The sequence below is a fragment of the Chryseobacterium gambrini genome (assembly GCF_027920505.1).
Lineage (GTDB): Bacteria > Bacteroidota > Bacteroidia > Flavobacteriales > Weeksellaceae > Chryseobacterium > Chryseobacterium gambrini.
In genome coordinates, this window is sequence record NZ_CP115857.1 from 1,863,935 (window position 1) to 1,882,698 (window position 18,764).

Sequence of the window (18,764 nt, forward strand, 5' to 3'; positions counted from 1 at the left end):
AAATCTTTAGAATTTGTATCTAAAGTTGAGAATAAAGTTTCTTCCTGCCTCATCCGAGAAAAATCGCATCCTGTTCAGATAATCTCTGTACGAAACATTGAAAAGATTGTTCACGATAAGTCCCGCAGAAAGATTTTTGCTGATGTTGATTCCTGTCTGGATGTTCCAGAGAGAATAACCGTTTGGCGGAGTACTCAGATCCACCGTTTTTTCCACTTCATCTCCGTCTATATATATTGGTATGGTTGCATTGTACACCGGAAATCTGTTCTGCTTAAGAAAAGTCTGGTTTTCTAAGGTAAAATAGAACTGCTTCCAGTTTTCCTTTTTAAACTGTAATGCATTGGAAAAATTCGGAGGCATCATTAAAATCAACGGAACATTGTTTGTGTCGTCCTGTCCGTAAACATAACTTCCCTTTCCTACATAAGTAAGATGATCCGTAAGTTTAAGATTAACATCCAGATCTACCCCATACATTTTGGCATCGATCTGCTGATAAGACCACACCGGAAATACTCCTCTGATCGTATTCTGAACTTCTGTAGGAACTTCGTTGATAAAATTCTTGGTGATAAAAAAGTACGGATTTACAGAAACATTCAATCCTTTTAAAACATTGAATTTTGAATCAACGGTAAGATTAAACTGATGTCCCTGTTCATTTTTCAGTCCCATATCACCAATTTCGATCACAGAAGCAGAATGATGCAGTCCGTCCGAAAACAGTTCCGCAATATTCGGTGTTCTGCCCACTTTAGCATAATTGAATTTCAGATCAAAAGATGAATTCGGGCGATATTCAAGACCAGCATTCAACGAGACATTGTTATAATTCAGTTGAGGACGCGTAAGAATCCTGTTCTGATCTGTTTTTACATAAAACTGAGGATAAGAATCTGCATATCTCCTCTCCCAATCGCTTTTATCATACCATTTCGTAACATCGTAACGCGTAAAATCGTATCGCGCTCCTGCCTCCACATTGAAATTGCCGGAGATTTTATATTTAAAAATGGAATAAAAACCTGCTGCATATTTATCATAGTTCGGAATCAGACGTCTTGCTTTTGTCGCCGGATCCGAATAATTGTTCTGAAAACTTGCATCAATCCCAGTTTCCAGAGAAAACTTCCCTCTTTCCAGCAAATCATTAAGATTAAACTGATGCGTCATCAGTTCCAGATCCAGAGAAGGCGTATCTTTCAACTCCCCTCTTCTGATGTCATATTCCTGTCTGTGGTTGTACTGATAACTGTACGTCGCAGAAACTTTTCCGATGTTTTCAAATCTTTTGAAAGCCGAAACTTTCGCAATATGATGCTCGATCACCTGTCTCGGATTATCGATATCATAACTGAAAGTTCCTGTATAAATCGGAATTTTTGTGGTGGTTGCGTTGTAAAAATCTTCATTGTTTCCCACATGAGAACCTCTGTAGATACCAATATTCTGGTTCGTTAAATAATAATCGAAAGAAATTCCCCTTTCATACGTATTATTCTGAACGGTAAAATTAAAGGAAGAAAAATCCATTCCCGTATTCATCAGGTTATAATCCGGAGCGTTCTGATCTCCCAATTTTTTGATGCTTCCTCCGGTTTTTACCGCCCATCCGTTTTTCCAGATTTTCGCAACATCCGCATCCAGAGCCATTCCTCTTCCATTGGAAATTCCGGTAAGACCTACTGATCCTTTTAAAGTATCTTTTTTAGGGAAAACTTCCGGCTCCATAATGACCACTCCGCCAATCGCATCACTTCCGTACTTCAATGCAGAAGCTCCTTTGATGACGTCGATATGCTGGAAATTATTAATATCCACATTCGGAGCGTGTTCTACTCCCCACTCCTGTTCAGCAAGTCTTACTCCATTGTTTAAGATAGAGATTCTGCTTCCGTAAAGCCCGTGAATAATAGGTTTTGAGATATTATTTCCTGTTTTCAAAGCACTGACTCCCGAAATCTTCGTCAGTAAATTCCCTAAATTATCTGTGGAATTTCTTTGAATTTCAGATTTATCAAGCGTTTTGACAACCAGAGATCCGTTGTTTTTATGATTTCCGTGAATGGTAACCGTTTCGATATCCTGAACGTGATGTTCAAGCGTAATTGTTAAATGCAAATCCTGTGTAACTCCTACATTTTCAGTATAATCATTACAATCAGGATGTTTAGCAATGAGTATATATTTTCCCGCAGGAATTTTATTGATTGAAAACTTACCGTTTTTATCGGTTTTTGCAGAAAAATCTCCAATTTTCACGGATGCATTTTCCAGCATGGTTTTGTCGTGAAAATCCTGAACTGTTCCTTCTACCGTGTAAGTCTGCTGTGCGTTTGTAAATGCAAATCCGCAAAGGATCAGCATAAAACTATAGATCAATTTCATTGTTAAATAGATTGATTGTGTACTTTTCAGGGTACTTTTTCGTTAAAATTTGAATTGGATTTTTTTAGCTTCAGACGATGAATCTCGATGCTCAATTTTGAACCGTTAAGATTTGTTTTAAGAATTTTAGTGTAATTAAGTTTAACCTTGCTTTTAAGGCACACAAAAAATCTATATGATTTTTCTTAATAAAACTTAATTCCTAAATTCATCTTAATGGTTTAAAAAAATAGATTAGTTTAATTAAATACATTATGTATCTAAAAATTATTTAGCAAAAATCCGAAAAAAATCTATGAATTATGAAATTGCGGGCGGACCGCGAAGCTGAAAGGTAAATTTAGTCTGAGACCATATTTTTTCCTGAACAGTAATAATCTGTTTTACTTCGTGCGTGTAATGCGCAAAAGAAAAACTGAATTCTTCAGGAACTAAAGTATGTCCCGTAGCTAAGAAATGACAGGCAAGACAGTCTGCTGCTTTTTCCTTCGCTATATTTTTAGTAAGTGTATTTTCTGATTTTTTGAAGCTGAAATTTTTAAAAACTTCTTCAGAACTGTGACTGTGAAAATTTTGGGAAAACAGCGCAAGAAAATAGATTCCAAACAATAATTTGGAAATAAAATTCTTCAGATTTCTGTTTTCTTTAAAAATCATTCCTCAAAATTATAAAAATAATTTAAAAATTAAGATTAAAGTTTTCTTAAAATATGTTGATTGATAAGTAGCGGAATTGAAATTTTGTTACAAACTCCTCTTTAATTGATTGAGATCCTTCGACTTCGCTCAGGATAACATCGCTATAAACTGACTGTTAATAAAACAGTTAGCATTAGGGAAATGTCATGCTGAGCGAAGTCGAAGCATCTCAATATTATCTTTTTAATTCAAAAAATTAATCCAACTGAGTGCCCAAATATTCCCATTCCTGCAAAGCAAGATCCAGTTCTTCTTTGGTACTGTTGTATTTTTCCAGTGTTTCTTCAGAAGGATTTTCTTTGGTGAAAGAAGCTTCAAATTCCTCAACTTTTGCTTCCAGTTCGGTAATTTTTTCTTCTACTTTTTTCAGTTTATTCTGAATATTTTTCTGCTCTTTGCTTACAATGGTTGATTGTTGAGTTTCTGTTGCAGGCTTGTCCTCTTTCTTTGTCTTTACCTCAACCTTAGTCTCTTCTCCATGAAGTTTTGCTTTTTCAGCAGAGATTTCGCGAATTGATTCTTTCTGTCTGAATTCCAGATATTCGTTAATGTCTCCTAAGAATTCTTTCATTTTACCATCACGGAATTCGTAGATCTTGTCACAAAGTCCCTGTAAGAATTCCCTGTCGTGCGAAATCACAATTAACGTTCCTTCAAATTTTTGAAGCGCCAGCTTGATGATTTCCTTAGACTGAATATCCAGGTGATTGGTAGGTTCGTCCATAATCAGCGTGTTGAAAGGGCGAAGCAATAATTTACAAAGTGCCAGACGGTTTCTTTCCCCTCCGGAAAGTACTTTTGTTTTTTTGTTCACCGCTTCCCCCTGGAAAAGGAAAGATCCTAACAAATCGCGGACTCTTGGTCTCGTTTCTTCAGTTGCAGCGTCTTCCGCTTCTTCCTGAACGGTTTTATTCGGGGTTAAAACTTCCTCCTGATTCTGTGCGAAATACCCGATGTTTACGTTATGTCCGAGATTCCATGTTCCTGAATAATCTTTGATGTCTCCCGCAAGAATTTTTGCCAACGTTGTTTTTCCCTGTCCGTTTTGTCCAAGAAGCGCAATTCTGTCTCCTCGCTGAACGATGAAATCCACATCATCAAAAATCTGTTTTTCACCATAAGCTTTACCTAAATTTTCAGCTTCGAAGATAATTTTCCCGGGAACCTGCGACTGCACGAAACGGATATTGAATTTAGAAACGTCTTCATTATCTACTTCAATACGTTCGATTTTGTCTAATTTTTTAATCAAAGACTGTGCAAAGGATGCTTTTGTAGCACTTGCACGGAACTTATTGATGTTATCTTCCATCTGCTTGATCTCCGCATCCTGATTCTTTTTAGCCTGAATCAGTTTTTCGCGGCGGTCTTCGCGCATCACAAGATATTTGGAATAATTTGCTTTATAATCGTCAACTTTTTTGTTGTTGATATCGAAAGTACGGTTACAAACCGCGGTCATGAACTGCTTATCGTGACTTACCAGAACAATTGCTCCGGGATAATCTTTCAAAAAGTTTTCCAGCCACATGATGGATTCCATATCCAGGTGGTTCGTAGGCTCATCGAGAAGCATGATGTCGTTCTTTTGCAGCAACAGTTTTGCCAGTTCGATTCTCATTCTCCAGCCTCCGGAAAATTCATCGGTAATTTTCTGGAAATCATCCGCTTTGAAACCAAGTCCGAACAATACTTTTTCCATATCGCCTTCCAAATTGTAAGCGTCGTGGTTCATCAAAAGGTCGTTCAGTTCCGTCATTTTATTAATCAGATCTGTGTAAGAATCGCTTTCATAGTCGGTTCTTGTCGCCATCTGATGATTCACTTCTTCAAGCTCATTTTTCCATGCGTTGATCTGTTCGAAAGCCTGCATGGTTTCTGCCCAGACTGTTCTTCCTTTTACGAAATCAAGATCCTGTTTCAGGAAACCTATGGTGATATTTCCTTCCGGAACCACGTTTCCTTCGTAGAAATTAATTTCTCCGGAAAGCATTTTCAATAAAGTGGATTTCCCCGCTCCATTTTTACCGACCAAACCAATTTTATCATCCTTTTTAATCGTGAAATTCACGTTTTGAAACAGATATGTTCCTGAATGATGTAATCCTAAACCTTGAACCGAAAGCATGTGTTAAATAATGATTAATAGTGAATAATGAATTTTCGGGTGCAAAAATACGGAAAATAAAGCAATTGTAAACTTGTTAAAACTTTAATAGAGATGAACATTAATTTTAATTTTTAAATTTGAAGGAAATTACACTCACATTTCAGCACAGAAATTGCTGAATGAAACAAAACACAAACTTCATTAATGACTAATACTCAATTTCTTTGGATAAAAGCAGGCTATGAAACTTTTGCCACCTATGGTGAAAATGCACTGAAAATAGAGCAGCTTGCGAGAGAAACCGGAAAAAGTAAATCTTCATTTTATCATCATTTTGCAGATACAGAAGGATTTATGGAAGAATTATTAAGTTTTCATTTAAATAGATCTGAAATTATTGCAGAAAAAGAAAAGAATGCCCAAAATATACATCCTGAACTTATTGAAATCTTGGCTGAACATAAAATCGACCTTCTTTTTAACCGTCAACTACGGTTTCAGCAGCAGAAGCAAAATTTCAAAACAACTTTGGAAAAATCTAACCAGATTGTCGGAAACGAGTTTGTAAAAATCTGGGCTAAAGATCTTCAGCTTAAACTTTCTCAGCGGCAGTTGGAAAGTCTTTTTGAATTGGCTCTGGAAAACTTTTTTCTCCAGATTAATCCTGAAAATATAACTAAAGAATGGCTTACTGCCTATTTTGAAAATTTAAAAAGAATTGCAAAAAACTTTGAATAAAAAATCCTTCGCACATACTTTTTATAAATCCTTATATATTGTACGGAAACGTCTAACATTAACATTGTTTCCTGAGTAATTTTGCAAAAAAAATTATTCGTTCCATGACGCAAAAATTTCATCATTTCTATTTAAAAATAACTGCCATTGTCATAGGTTCTTTTGGTCCTGTTTTTTTCTTAGGAACAATGTTACCTACTTCCGAACCTGCAAGATGGTCTTTGGATCTTCTGAGTCTTCCTTTGGACGGATTACAGACTTTTCATGATCCTACCACACGATTTTTGAGTGCTTTAACAGGAGGTTTTCTATTCGGTTGGGGAATTTGTATATGGTTTCTGCAAAAATGGGTTTATCCAAAAGCTCCCGATGAAGTCCGAAGATCTGTTTTAGCCGGACTTTTAGCATGGTTTTTTCTAGACAGCGCAGGTTCTATAGCATCCGGAAATTCAAGCAATGCTTTTATCAATATTATTGTTTTACTCATTGCTGCAGGACCTCTGTGGAAAAAAGCTAAAAATTAAAATTTTTACCCATTTCTATCAAAAAATTCATCAATGAAAAATTCAAATTTTCTTAAAATTCTTTTAATTGTTCAATCTTTAACACTGTTTGTGTACACAATATTCTGTTTTCAAAAGGAAGGCGCAGATTTGCTAAGTGTTTTCGTTAATAACATTGCGGCTATTGGCTGGAGCGGACAATTTAATCTGGATTTTTCCTGTTATCTTATGCTTTCAGGATTATGGATCATGTGGCGAAACAATTTTACTTTGAAATCTATTTTCATTGCTATTACAGCAAGTATTGTGGGAATTATGGTTTTTGCTCCTTATTTTTTATTTCTGTTGATAAAAGAAAAAGGAGATCTGAAAAGAACATTAACAGGAAATCATTAAAAAAGAGCAAATACAAATGATAAAAAAACTGAGCTGCCTAACCAAGACAGCTCAACACCTAAATTTAAAACTGAAAATGTACTAACATTTATTATAAAAATTTTCTTTGATCAAAATGGTACGGCTCCAATTATCGTTATTGGGAATATTGGTTCCGTAGGCATAATCCACGACAGAATCTTCAATATGATGGATCTCAGACTGTAATCGTGATTGGTTTTTATTGAACTGATCATCCGAATGGCTCGGAACATTCAGTCCGTTATTGATGAATTCTGTATTGGCTCCTGATTTCAAATCCATCGGCAAAGCCGGATGATATAAGCCGAAATTTGCCGAAATATGGGTATAATCTGCCAGTTTTTCATAACTGTAATCCGGCTTAAGGTCTAAGGAAAGATTTTTAATATAATTTTTAAGAGCCTCCGATAATTCCGTTAAATAAGAATGTTTTTCAGGATGAATTTCAAAGGTAGTTTCATCAAAATCCGTATTAAAGACTGCTTGTTCAGCATTGGTTTCCATCAGCATCAGTTTTCCGTAAATTTTTGAAAGCTCACTGTATACCAGATCTCTTGCCACGTAAGCCTGAGAAAAAACATCGCCTTTATCTATTTTATAATCTTTTAAAACAGAACTCCAGATTTTATTTTTTTCTGAATCCAAAGCTGTTCCTTTGATGTTTTCTATATAGTAATACAGTTCCGTATTTTTAATAAAATTCGGTGAGATGTAAACCGATTGGGAACCTTCCAAATATCCTCCTCCGACATCTGCATGCGCTCCGGGAACAAAAATTTCTTTCCAGACCGAGTTTCCGCTCTCCCATTTTGCATCTGTTCTTTCTTTTGACTCTTCGAAAATGCCTGTTAAAGGAAAAAAATACCTGCATTCATTAATTGCGCAAATATGCAGAACCCTTTCCGTTTCGGGCAAAACCGCCAGATCATAATCACTGAAAGCAGCAGATTCTACGGTATCAAAAACTCCCAGAAATTTAATTTTAACTGTTTTTTCTGAAAATTCTGAAGTACGGTGTATTACTTTATTACAAAAATTCCTTGCGAGCATTGCTCCACGGCTGAAACCATAGACATACAAATGATATTCTTTGGTATCGTCTTCAATTGTTGTTTTAATGAAAGAAAAAGCCTCTTCCAGTTTATCATCTGAAGAATACCCGTGATATCCCGCAGGATTTTTACACGTAGCCATCGCAAAATCACTGTCTTCGTTTCCCGTAACAGTTCCGATACCTCCTACATATTTTTTCTCATCACTTTTAAACAGCTTAAATAATTTATAGATATTGGTAACATTACCGTAATAGCTTTCGTTATTCCTAAGTGGTTTTTTATGAGAAGTGGCATTCATCCCGTTGTTTCCTGTTCCATCGAAGAAAATTCCGACAGAGATGATGTTGTTTTCCATTACACTTCGTGGTTTTATCTGGTCTTCATTCCTAAAAATGAAGCACTTATTATATGAACACTCCAAAGTAACGATGAAAAAAACCGGGATAATAGAGTAGAAAGTACCAAATAAAAAATTCCGTATTTCTACGGAATCAGATTCTTTCTAAGGGATGGATATTGTTGATAATGGCATAAATTACAATTCCCACTGTATTTTTAGCTCCTATTTTTTCGACGATTCGCTGTCTGTGACTTTCTACGGTTCTGGGGCTGATAAATAATTTTTCGGCGATTTCGTTATTGGTGCATTCCTGACAGATGAGTCTTACCACATCTTTTTCACGATCGGAAAGTTCATCGTCCATTTCAAAAAGTGTTCTTTTCTTGGTCGGGCTATTCATGTACGAAAAAATCATCTGATGATCTTCCGGAGTGAAGAAAATTCCGTTTTTATACACCATCGTAATGGCTTCGATAAAAGCATTTCTGTTTGAATTTTTCGGCAAAAATGCAGAAACACCCAGCTTCACCATATATCCCAGAATGGTTGTTTTGTAATGGGAAGAAAGGATAATGATTTTAAGATTGGGGTATTTTTCTTTTAGAATTTCCACCAGCTCAAATCCGTTCATCGGCTGCATCTGTACATCTACCAGTGCGATATCGGGAAAATCTTCTTCGGAGGTTTTTTCTAAAGTTTCTAAAAAATCCGGTCCGTTGGTAGAGGTAGATCCTACCGAGATGTTCGGTTCCGAAGACAATAACATTTTTACGCCTTCGAGAATCAGTTGTTCATCATCAATTAATGCTATTTTGATCTGGGAGTTCATGGTATGGAATTTTTATAATTAATCGGCTGCCTTTACCTAAAGTATTTTTCCATTTGTGCGCCGCGTTCATGGATTTTATTCTGGATTCGATATTTTTGATACCCATTCCTTTTTTCACCTCGTCATATTCAAAGCTTTGTCCGTTATCGGAAATGATAACGGCAAGATTTGTTTTATTATCCTTAATATAGATCCAGACTCTGGATGCTTCCGAATGTTTAAGAACATTGGTGGTAAATTCCTGAATAATCCTGTATAACTGAACTTCCACGAAGATTTCTTTTTTCTGAAACTTCGGACTCACGTTCAGTGAAATGTTTATTCTTCCCGATAAATTGGCAATCAGCTCTTCAATATAAAGAACGAGACCTACGGATTCCAGATTCACGGGATATAATGAATGAGAAATGCTTCTGGCTGAATCTATGAGAGAAGACATTTGTGTGGTTATATTTTTTTTGATGAGTTCATCGCCTTTCGTATCTAAGTTATTCAGCCATAAAGAAAGGATATTCAGACGGTTTCCGATGTCGTCGTGGATCATTACGGCAATCCTTTTCCGTTCCGATTCCTGCGCTTTTATATTTTCCAGGGCAAGATTTTTCTGGTGCTGAACTTCTGCTTCGTACTGTGCATTTTTCTCTTTAATGATTCTCTGGATGAAACTTCTGTAAGCCAGCAAAATAAATGTCATGATGATCACCAGAACGGCAATCAACGCGACAAAAAAAGTGATATTTAAGGTTATTTCTTTAATCTTAAAAAGGTATAGATGATTGATATATATAAAAAGCTGCAGAGAACATTATTGATACTCCAGATCATCCCTGCCTGTTTTACTCCAAAATCCGCAAGCTGACGAAGAAGGAAGAATAAAAAGACCGACAATCCATAATACAGAAAAATAAGACTGTCTACCGCCATGAAACGGTCATTTACCTTGGTGTTTTTAATTTCCATAAGCAGTGCATAGTAAGCAAAGCAGATCACAATAATATTTGAAACCACCTTCTTTACCTCATTGGTTACAATTCCGAAATCCAGCCAAAAGCAAAGCGCCAGTAGTCCTACCGGAATATAACAATACCACGGCAATGCTAATTTTTTCACGAAAAGAATTCCTAAGATGAGAAATTCTCCTGCCACGTAATACGGAAACAGGAAATTAAGATCCTTTACATGAAAAAAACTGATAGAAACTCTTCCTATCGCCTCTATCAAAAAAAGAAAAATGATATAATATACATACCATTTTTCTGTGTTTCTAAGAATTTTGTACTTTAAAATTCCGATTATAGCACAAATAACAAGTAAACTGTTATTAAGATAAAGTATTACCTGGTAAATATCCACAATATATTTTAGTTAAAAATTACGTAAGCTGGCAGACAGGCGGACAGGCATTTGACCAATCGTATGTATTGGAGATTTTTTCAACGCTTACACCGTTTTCACTGCCTTCCAGATCTGTATAAAAAGAAATGAAAATAAGTGTAGGCAAAACTCTCTGATACACCTGAGAAAACTTCAGTCCGAATGAGCAAACCATATGGGAAAGCCCAGCTTTCGGCGGATTAAGATTTTCTGCAGGTACATAAAACTGTCTGAAAATTCTTGCTCCCTGAAATTCTGTACATTCTCTGTAGAACCACATCATCGCATCGTTTCTCCACGACTCGATTGCCTCAATTGCTTTATCCTGCTCCATCATCGGCTTGTTTGCAATAGGCCAGAACATATCCGAACTGTTATCGACTGTTTTAAGATCTTTGGAAAGAACCGCATTTTTTACAAGCGTATATTCTTCCGTTTCCACCAGATTAAGGTCTTCCTTCAGTTCAGCTAAAAAGCTGTAAGGATAGTCCTGTACTTCTTTTTTATGTCCTCCTTCATCCATCGGGCAAAGAACAGCAACCATTTTATTCTCATAAATACCGATCTGAGCACAAAACTCAGTACATTTATTTTCGGTCTTCATCCAGTTGATCTGTTCAGCATCAAAATCAAAAACATAATTGGTAGGAATCAGATCTTTAATGGCATTGTAATTTCCACGGCAGTTATCCCACTCTGCAAATGCTATCTCGCATTGTTCTCTGTTGAATGTATTCATATTTTCACGGTTTTTCTAAGGCATAAAATTATAGAAACTAAATTATCTATGCAAGTATCTCACGCATAATTGAAAATTAGTTAATAATTCTTTACCGTAATATGATAACAGCTCTGTTGTTTTTCTTTGATGTAATAGATCCTTCCCAGATCAAAATAATACTTCAGAACCTTCTCTAAAGCAGCTTCCATCTTAGGATTATGCTTCAGAACACCGTTAAAGCGGACATAGGAAATATCAAAAGAATTTCCGTAATTATGAGAGCTTATTCCCAGTGCCGCGTTAGAATTCACCCTTCTCAGTCTGCACTGGTCTTCCAGTGTTCTGGTAATGGAAGAAACCGTAAAAACATTTCCTTTCGTTTCTTTACTGAAACGCGCCCCTATTTTCTCCAGCATCGATTTCCCTTTGGAAACCATATAGGCTCTGCTGTAATCAAGCTTTTCAACACGATATCCGGTTCCCGTTTTTTTTATTTTGTGAAATTTTCCTTTATTGATGTAATTCTGAACAGTCTTTGAGTCCTTCAAAAGCTTTACCCCAAAACTTTTTGAGGCATCCAGATGCGGCTTATAAATAAAAGTGGGTTCTACTCTTAAAACTTCTGTAAGATCATAGCATGGTAATGTTTTTTGAGCCGCCTGTGAAGAAAATATGCCATGAAGAAGAAAAGCAAAGATCACACACAAAAACTTTTTCATGAAAGAAATTTTAAAAATTATAACTAAAATAATCATTTATGAAATAAATATAAACTCTAATAAACATATATGTGAAAATAATTAACTATTATTTTTATTTTAAATTATTAAATCAACAATAAAATTAAAATTTAATTTACAATAAGTTTAAAATTATACTTTTTAATTCAATATATTAATGATAAATTTGAAATACTTTTTAAAAATAAACAATATGATAAAAAAACTTTTTGCTGAATTTTTCGGCACATTCTGGCTTGTTTTCGGAGGTTGCGGAAGTGCAATTTTCGCCTCGCAGATTGCATCGGCATCTAATGGACAATTAGGGATTCTTCTTCTTGGAGTTTCTTTAGCTTTCGGGCTTACCGTTCTTACGATGGCGTATGCTGTAGGACATATTTCCGGAGGACATTTCAATCCGGCTGTTTCTGTAGGACTTCTTGCAGGAGGAAGATTTTCTGCTAAAGATCTTGTTCCTTACGTAGCCGCACAGTGTGCTGGAGCGATTGCAGCCGCAGGAGCATTGTATACAATTCTGAGCGGTTCCGGAACTCCGGATTTTTCTGGACCGGGAGCTTTTGCCACCAATTTCTACGGTGAAGCGGTCTATTTCGGGAAAAGCTACTCGATGAGCGCTGCATTTTTAACGGAATTTTTATTGACGGCTTTCTTCCTGATCATCATTCTTGGTGCGACAGATAAATTTGCCAACGGAAAATTTGCAGGTATTGCGATTGGTTTGGGATTAACGTTAATCCATTTAATTTCCATCCCGATTACGAATACTTCCGTGAATCCTGCGAGATCACTTTCTCAGGCAGTGTTTGTAGGCGGAAACGCAATGTCTCAGCTTTGGCTGTTCTGGGTTGCTCCGATTTTGGGAGGAATTGCGGGAGGATTGATTTACAGATTCCTGCTGCAGCGAAACGGCGCGGAAGAATTAGATAGTTAACCACAAAATCCTGTCAGCCGACAGGATTTTTTTATGTTTAATATTTAAAGTAAATTATTTCAACTTTTTGAGATCAAAAGGATTTTTGAAGATAAGTTCTTCATGCTTTCCTTTGATCTCCATTTTCTTATATAATAGATTTAAAGCCATTTTCCGGATGAAAAGATCTTTATCATTCAGTTTCCAGTAAGAGTCTTCGTGTACTTTTCTGGGTTTTCTTACGATATAAAATTCAGTTTCCCAAGAGTCTACGTTGTGGTAAAATTCGATAATTCCGCAATGTTCGGGAATGATTTCATTATCTACCATTCCCATCGGAAGCAGAAAGCTGAACGCATTGCAAATATAATCTCCGCAGGAAATCTTATCATGTTTCAAAAATTTTTCGCCGGTATTGGAGTTGGTGTAAGATTTTTTAAAATCATTTTTAAAGTCGCTTTTCGAGAGCTTGATTTCAATCTCATGACTGTATCCTTCTGAATCAACAATCAGAATATCGGCTTCCCAGTCTGCTTGAAAATGATTGGTCAAAACAATTTCCTTCTCAAAATTGCATTGAGAGTGAATAAATGCATGAACCAATTCTTCTATTTTTAACACTTTTTGTTTTTTATTTTTAACGCGGAGATCGCAAACATTTTATTTATTATTTGTTCTCCATAGTTCGTTCGCAAAGGCGTTTCACTAAGCTAATGATAGCAGAATTTTTAAATTTAAACAAAAATCCTGTTTTGATAAAACTCTTTGTTTTTAACGCGGAGATCGCAAAGATTTTATTTATTATTTGCTCTCCATAGTTCGTTCGCAAAGGCGTTTTCACTAAGCTAATGATAGCAGAATTTTAAATTTAAACAAAAATCCTGTTTTGATAAAACTCTTTGTTTTTAACGCGGAGATCGCAAAGATTTTATTTATTATTTGTTCTCCATAGTTCGTTCGCAAAGGCGTTTTCACTAAGCAAATGATAGCAGAAGTTTTAAATTTAAACAAAAATCCTGTTTTGATAAAACTCTTTGTTTTTAACGCGGAAGTCGCAAAGGTTTTATTTATTATTTGTTCTGCATATTTTCGTTCGCAAAGGCGTTTCACTAAGCTAATGATAGCAGAATTTTTAAATTTAAACAAAAATCCTGTTTTGATAAAACTCTTTGTTTTTAACGCGGAGATCGCAAGGAATTTATTTATTATTTGCTCTCCATAATTCGTTCGCAAAGGCGTTTTCACTAAGCTAATGATAGCAGAATTTTTAAATTTTGAGCCTGAAAATTCTACAATATTAAAACACTTCAACTACAAAATCAATCAACTTACAAGCAAACTACATCCACGAATATCTGAATGATCGATTCTGCCTAAAACCTGAAATTTATTCCCGATACTTTTACCCAAATCCTGCGTGGCAATGAATGCACAGGAATGTACATTTGCCAAGTCGATGATATTAATCGCTCCCGTTCTTCCCTCCTTTTCATAATTAAAGGGATCTTCTGCATTTCTGATCATGATGCGCATCCAGTTCGGACACTGATATTCGTTATTTCCTAAAGAATATGCCTGTGAAAGAAGCTCCGTCATCGAATATTCTGAATAAATTTTATCAGTTTTAAAACCTTCCTGCAAAATGTTCAACAGCTCATCTTTGGTCATTTCTTCTTTTCTGCCTTTCATTCCTCCGGTTTCGATTACGGTTAATGAATCGGAGAATTGAAGCGTTTTTGAGTTGCTGTCACAGAAGTCTAAAAAATCCAGCAAAGCAAAAGAAACACCGAACAGAATAACTTTTTTATTTTGTAATTCATTTAAAAGTGTAAATAAATCTTCATGATTGTACAGGAAATATCCGTTTTCAGGTTTTCCGGATTTTTTCATCAGGTAATCTACCATATAAATCAGCGAAGAGTTTTGCCTTTCCAGATAACTTGGCAAAAGTCCGAGAAAAATGAAATCTTCCGGTTTTCCGATAAACTGTTCAAAGCTTTTATAAATGCTTTCTTCGTACAGTTGAGGATTGGCAATGAAATGTTTCGATAAATTCATCTGTGTGGTTCCGGAGCTTTGAAAAAAAAGATCCGCAGTTACATTTTTATCCAAAACCTGATGGTTTTTAAACATTTCAATGGGCAGAAAAGGAATTTTTATCAGTTCATCCACATGATCTGGGTTGATATTGAGATAGTCTACAAAACGTCTGTAAACTTCAATATTTTCATACTGATAACGGAAGGTTTCCAGTGATGCAGCCAAAAAATCCTGCTCTGTCTGTATGCCGAATATATTTTTCACTTCTAAAAATATTTTTATTCTTTCAACCTCATTTATAATTACTTATCATAAAAAAGATTGTTTTTTAATCATTTTTAATCTTAAAATTAAAAAATTGGTCAGGTTATTGCAATGAGTAATGCGGAATATGGATTAAAACATGAATGAATTTCGGTTCATTCTTAAATTACCTCAGTTTTTGGGGTAATTTTTTTGTACTGTCTCCAAAGGTTTTCAGTTCAAAATCATGCTCAAAAACACCATAGGTAAAATAAGAAATCCAGTCTCCCAGATTGATGTATTTTGCTTTTCCTTCAAGATCCAGAATCATCGGAAGATGACGGTGTCCGTAAATAAAATAATCGATTGGCTGAGTTTTAAGCTTTTCTTTTGAATAAATGATCAGAAATTCCTTATCCTCTCCCAGAAATTCTTTATCCTCATCTCCCGAAATCATTTTATTTTTCTGAGACATATACAATGCAATCTTCATCGCAATATCGGGATGCAGCCATTTGAAGAACCATTGCGCAACAGGATTGGTAAAGACTTTTTTCATTCTTTTATATCCTTTATCTCCCGGTCCCAAACCATCGCCATGAGCCAGCAAAAACTGCTTTCCGCCCATCTCAAAATACTGCTTTTTATAGAAAACCGTGCATCCGATTTCTTCTTCAAGATAATCTTTCATCCAAAGGTCATGGTTTCCAACAAAAAAATAAATATGGATTCCACGGTCTTTCAGTTCGGCAATTTTTCCCAAAACCCGAACATATCCCTTTGGAATTACGTGCTTCCACTCGTGCCAGAAATCAAACAGATCTCCCATTAAAAAAAGAACCTGTGCATCCTGCTTTATTTCGTCCATCCAACGGATAAAACGCTCTTCGCGCAGTTTACTTTCCTTTGGATTCGGTGCGCCAAAATGCTGGTCTGAAGCGAAATATACTTTTTTTCCGGGTTCTAAATTAATGGTTGTTTTTAACACCGTTCTGAGTTTTTCTGAATAAAAAATTACTGATTATCTTCTGCAAACCATTCTCCGTAAGAGTTTTCGGTTTCATGAAGTTTAAGGTAAGCCAAAGAAATTCCTTCCGGAAGTTTCGATTTTATTTTCGCTGCGATGGCATACAGCATATTCTCGCAGGTCGGCTGAAATGTACAGTAGATCACTTTATGCCCTTTTTCTTCAAGGTCTTCCCCAAGTTCTCTGTGCGGCGAAAGTCCGTTGATGAGAACGGCATGATCCCAAACATCTACAATTTCAGACTTTACGATACTTTTAATATCACCAAAATCCACCACCATCCCATTCTTAGGGTTTTCCAAATCATTAACAGGCTTTCCTTTCACTGTTACAAACAGCTTGTAGGAATGTCCGTGCATATTTTTACATTTCCCGTCGTAATTATATAAAACGTGAGCGGTTTCGAATGTAAAAATTTTTGTAATACGTATCATCCTGCAAAGATAAGGAATTTGGTTTGAGTTTGAATATTGATAAAATGTTGAAGAAAATTAATTAACTTTGATGATATAAATGTGAAAAATGGAAAGTACTGTTGATATAAAAAAAAGAATTCACGACTTTATAGACCATGCAGATGAGAGAATTCTTAGAATTATTAATGCCATTATTTCTACTGAAGAAAATGAGGAAGCATTAAGTTCCAAGCACCAAAAAATTCTGGATCAGAGACTTGAAGAGCATCAAAAAAATCCCAATTCAGGAAAATCATGGTCTGAAGTAAAAAATTCCCTTAAGGAAAAGCATGGCTTATATCAATAACAAACTATGCAAAACTCTTTATTTTAGCTTTTCCAGCCAGTCACTTTCCAGTCTTTTGATTTTCTGCGTTTCGGCATCTACCAAAACCCACAATGTAGTAGAATCCACAACGAGTTGCCCGTTACAGTAAAACTCCACTTTTCTGGGCTGACGAATTCCTTCAGGAGCTTTCGGATAGGTTTTTACAGTAATGATGTCATTAAGATACACCTGCTTTTTGTATTGAATATGATGATCCAGAAGCATCCAGATATCTTTCGGATATTCGGTTTTATGTTTTACAAAATCCCAGTGCGCTGCTGCAATTTCTTCCACCCAATGCACATACTGAACGTTATTTACATGATTATTTCCATCAATATGCTGCTCTGTAACCTGTATCTGTTTTTCAAAAATCAAACTCATCTCCTTCAAATATAAATTCAAAATTAGCACATAAAAAACAAAACCTTCCCAAAATTGAGAAGGTTCTAACAATTAAATTTAATTAAAACGAAACTTTTTAGTGAAATTGTGCGGTCTCGGTAGAATCTTTCATGGCAACCGTTGCAGAAGAGCCGTTGGTAACAATATTCTGTACCTCATCAAAATACCCTGTTCCTACAAACGACTGATGTTTCACTGCTCTGAAACCTTTTTGCTGCAACGCAAACTCACGCTCCTGTAATTCAGAATATCCTGCCATTCCTTTTTCTTTGTAAGCTAAAGCCAGCTCGAACATCGCCGTATTTAACGCATGGAAACCTGCCAAAGTAATAAACTGGAATTTGTACCCTAATTTTGCCAGTTCTTCACGGAAATTCTGCATTTCTTCCACAGAAAGCCTTGCTGCCCAGTTGAAGGATGGAGAACAGTTGTACGCCAACATTTTATCAGGAAATTTCGCATGAATCCCTTCTGCAAATCTTCTTGCCTGTTCCAGATCCGGATTAGACGTTTCCATCCAGATCAGGTCTGCGTAAGGAGCGTAAGATAAACCTCTGTCAATTCCCTGCTCTACTCCGTTTTTTACGACATAAAAACCTTCGGAAGTTCTTTCGCCAGTTACAAATTTTTTATCTCTGTCGTCAATATCAGAAGTCAGCAAATCTGCTGCATCTGCATCTGTTCTTGCAATAATTAAACTTGGAACTCCCAAAACATCCGCCGCCAAACGTGCAGAAATTAATTTATTGATGGCTTCCTGCGTAGGAACCAAAACTTTACCTCCCAAATGACCGCATTTTTTTGCAGAAGAAAGCTGGTCTTCAAAATGCACTGCAGCAGCTCCGGCTTCAATCATCTGTTTCATCAGTTCATACGCATTTAAATTTCCGCCAAAACCTGCTTCTGCATCGGCAATAATCGGAACCAGATATTCTTTTTCTCCGCCTCCGTTCACAGACTGGATCTGATCTGCTCTCAATAAAGCATTGTTAATTTTCTTTACCACAGAAGGAACTGAATTGGCGGGGTATAATGACTGATCCGGATACATTTCACCCGATAAATTGGCATCTGCTGCAACCTGCCATCCGGAAAGATAAATTGCCTGCAAACCTGCGTCCACTTCCTGAACCGCCTGATTTCCGGTTAACGCGCCAAGTCCTGCAACGAAATCCTGAGTGTTCAGTAAATTCCAGAATTTTTTAGACATTTCCGTTGCAATAGTGTAATCCAGTTTGTAAGAACCGCGAAGTTTTAAAACATCTTCCGCTGTGTAAGGACGTTTAACACCGTTCCAGCGTGGGTTTTCCAGCCAGTCTTTTTCGATCTCCTGAATTTGTTCTTGTTTTGTTTTCATACTATTTTTTTGTTTAGTTAATTGTTATTTGTTGACGGTTGATAGATAATTGATAATTGATAGTTGATGATTTATAATTGCA

General features: G+C 36.0%; 20 protein-coding genes. 5 read left to right on the forward strand and 15 right to left on the reverse strand.

What is annotated here, in order from left to right:
* Positions 1–6 precede the first annotated feature (6 nt).
* From PFY09_RS08370 to PFY09_RS08380, 3 genes are all read right to left on the reverse strand, one after another.
* Entirely contained in the window at positions 7–2,391 is a 2,385-nt protein-coding gene (locus tag PFY09_RS08370) for a TonB-dependent receptor (RefSeq protein ID WP_271162103.1), read from the reverse strand.
* A 300-nt stretch (positions 2,392–2,691) separates the two neighbouring features.
* Positions 2,692–3,048 (reverse strand): hypothetical protein, encoded by a 357-nt coding sequence (locus PFY09_RS08375; RefSeq protein ID WP_271162104.1) that lies wholly within the window; start codon positions 3,046–3,048, stop codon positions 2,692–2,694.
* A gap of 238 nt (positions 3,049–3,286) precedes the next feature.
* Positions 3,287–5,218, reverse strand: coding sequence for an ABC-F family ATP-binding cassette domain-containing protein (locus PFY09_RS08380; protein WP_271162105.1), 1,932 nt, complete (start codon positions 5,216–5,218; stop codon positions 3,287–3,289).
* 186 nt (positions 5,219–5,404) lie between these two features.
* On the opposite strand from PFY09_RS08380, the gene PFY09_RS08385 reads away from it, so the two are divergent.
* The 3 genes from PFY09_RS08385 to PFY09_RS08395 all read left to right on the forward strand — a co-directional run bounded on the left by PFY09_RS08385 (position 5,405) and on the right by PFY09_RS08395 (position 6,837).
* Positions 5,405–5,938: a TetR/AcrR family transcriptional regulator gene (locus PFY09_RS08385; protein WP_271162106.1), complete on the forward strand. Its 534-nt coding sequence runs from the start codon at positions 5,405–5,407 to the stop codon at positions 5,936–5,938.
* A gap of 104 nt (positions 5,939–6,042) precedes the next feature.
* A complete protein-coding gene (locus tag PFY09_RS08390) occupies positions 6,043–6,462 on the forward strand; it encodes a hypothetical protein (RefSeq protein ID WP_271162107.1) in 420 nt (139 codons plus the stop codon).
* Positions 6,463–6,495: 33 nt separating this feature from the next.
* Positions 6,496–6,837, forward strand: a complete 342-nt coding sequence (locus PFY09_RS08395) for a hypothetical protein (protein ID WP_076390970.1) — start codon at positions 6,496–6,498, stop codon at positions 6,835–6,837.
* A gap of 81 nt (positions 6,838–6,918) precedes the next feature.
* Here the strand turns inward: PFY09_RS08395 and PFY09_RS08400 are convergent, their stop codons facing one another.
* From PFY09_RS08400 to PFY09_RS08425, 6 genes are all read right to left on the reverse strand, one after another.
* A complete protein-coding gene (locus tag PFY09_RS08400) occupies positions 6,919–8,268 on the reverse strand; it encodes a T6SS phospholipase effector Tle1-like catalytic domain-containing protein (RefSeq protein WP_271162108.1) in 1,350 nt (449 codons plus the stop codon).
* 136 nt (positions 8,269–8,404) lie between these two features.
* Complete coding sequence (locus PFY09_RS08405; RefSeq protein WP_108410044.1) at positions 8,405–9,082, reverse strand: response regulator transcription factor; 678 nt, start codon at positions 9,080–9,082, stop codon at positions 8,405–8,407.
* Entirely contained in the window at positions 9,051–9,776 is a 726-nt protein-coding gene (locus PFY09_RS08410; RefSeq protein WP_271162109.1) for a sensor histidine kinase, read from the reverse strand. The genes PFY09_RS08405 and PFY09_RS08410 overlap by 32 nt, the downstream gene beginning before the upstream one ends.
* 50 nt (positions 9,777–9,826) lie before the next feature.
* Positions 9,827–10,303, reverse strand: coding sequence for a hypothetical protein (locus PFY09_RS08415; protein ID WP_271162110.1), 477 nt, complete (start codon positions 10,301–10,303; stop codon positions 9,827–9,829).
* Positions 10,304–10,454: 151 nt separating this feature from the next.
* Positions 10,455–11,195, reverse strand: a complete 741-nt coding sequence (locus tag PFY09_RS08420; protein WP_076390965.1) for a hypothetical protein — start codon at positions 11,193–11,195, stop codon at positions 10,455–10,457.
* A gap of 80 nt (positions 11,196–11,275) precedes the next feature.
* Positions 11,276–11,896: a DUF5715 family protein gene (locus PFY09_RS08425; RefSeq protein WP_256037990.1), complete on the reverse strand. Its 621-nt coding sequence runs from the start codon at positions 11,894–11,896 to the stop codon at positions 11,276–11,278.
* 217 nt (positions 11,897–12,113) lie between these two features.
* On the opposite strand from PFY09_RS08425, the gene aqpZ reads away from it, so the two are divergent.
* Positions 12,114–12,848: an aquaporin Z gene (gene aqpZ / locus PFY09_RS08430; protein WP_271162340.1), complete on the forward strand. Its 735-nt coding sequence runs from the start codon at positions 12,114–12,116 to the stop codon at positions 12,846–12,848.
* 54 nt (positions 12,849–12,902) lie between these two features.
* Here the strand turns inward: aqpZ and PFY09_RS08435 are convergent, their stop codons facing one another.
* The 4 genes from PFY09_RS08435 to PFY09_RS08450 form a co-directional block, all read right to left on the reverse strand.
* Positions 12,903–13,448, reverse strand: a complete 546-nt coding sequence (locus PFY09_RS08435; RefSeq protein WP_271162111.1) for a hypothetical protein — start codon at positions 13,446–13,448, stop codon at positions 12,903–12,905.
* Positions 13,449–14,150: 702 nt separating this feature from the next.
* Positions 14,151–15,131, reverse strand: a complete 981-nt coding sequence (locus PFY09_RS08440; protein ID WP_271162112.1) for a LuxE/PaaK family acyltransferase — start codon at positions 15,129–15,131, stop codon at positions 14,151–14,153.
* 166 nt (positions 15,132–15,297) lie between these two features.
* Entirely contained in the window at positions 15,298–16,098 is an 801-nt protein-coding gene (locus PFY09_RS08445; protein ID WP_271162113.1) for a UDP-2,3-diacylglucosamine diphosphatase, read from the reverse strand.
* Between the two features lie 26 nt (positions 16,099–16,124).
* A complete protein-coding gene (locus PFY09_RS08450; protein WP_087706037.1) occupies positions 16,125–16,571 on the reverse strand; it encodes a 6-pyruvoyl trahydropterin synthase family protein in 447 nt (148 codons plus the stop codon).
* Positions 16,572–16,659: 88 nt separating this feature from the next.
* On the opposite strand from PFY09_RS08450, the gene PFY09_RS08455 reads away from it, so the two are divergent.
* Positions 16,660–16,899 carry an addiction module protein gene (locus tag PFY09_RS08455; protein ID WP_271162114.1) on the forward strand — a complete coding sequence of 80 codons (240 nt, stop codon included), beginning with the start codon at positions 16,660–16,662 and terminating at the stop codon, positions 16,897–16,899.
* 18 nt (positions 16,900–16,917) lie between these two features.
* Here PFY09_RS08455 and PFY09_RS08460 read toward each other — a convergent pair whose 3' ends face one another.
* Together PFY09_RS08460 and aceA are read right to left on the reverse strand one after the other, a co-directional pair.
* Positions 16,918–17,304, reverse strand: coding sequence for an acyl-CoA thioesterase (locus tag PFY09_RS08460; protein ID WP_271162115.1), 387 nt, complete (start codon positions 17,302–17,304; stop codon positions 16,918–16,920).
* Between the two features lie 97 nt (positions 17,305–17,401).
* Entirely contained in the window at positions 17,402–18,682 is a 1,281-nt protein-coding gene (gene aceA, locus PFY09_RS08465; protein WP_214590747.1) for an isocitrate lyase, read from the reverse strand.
* Positions 18,683–18,764 lie beyond the last annotated feature (82 nt).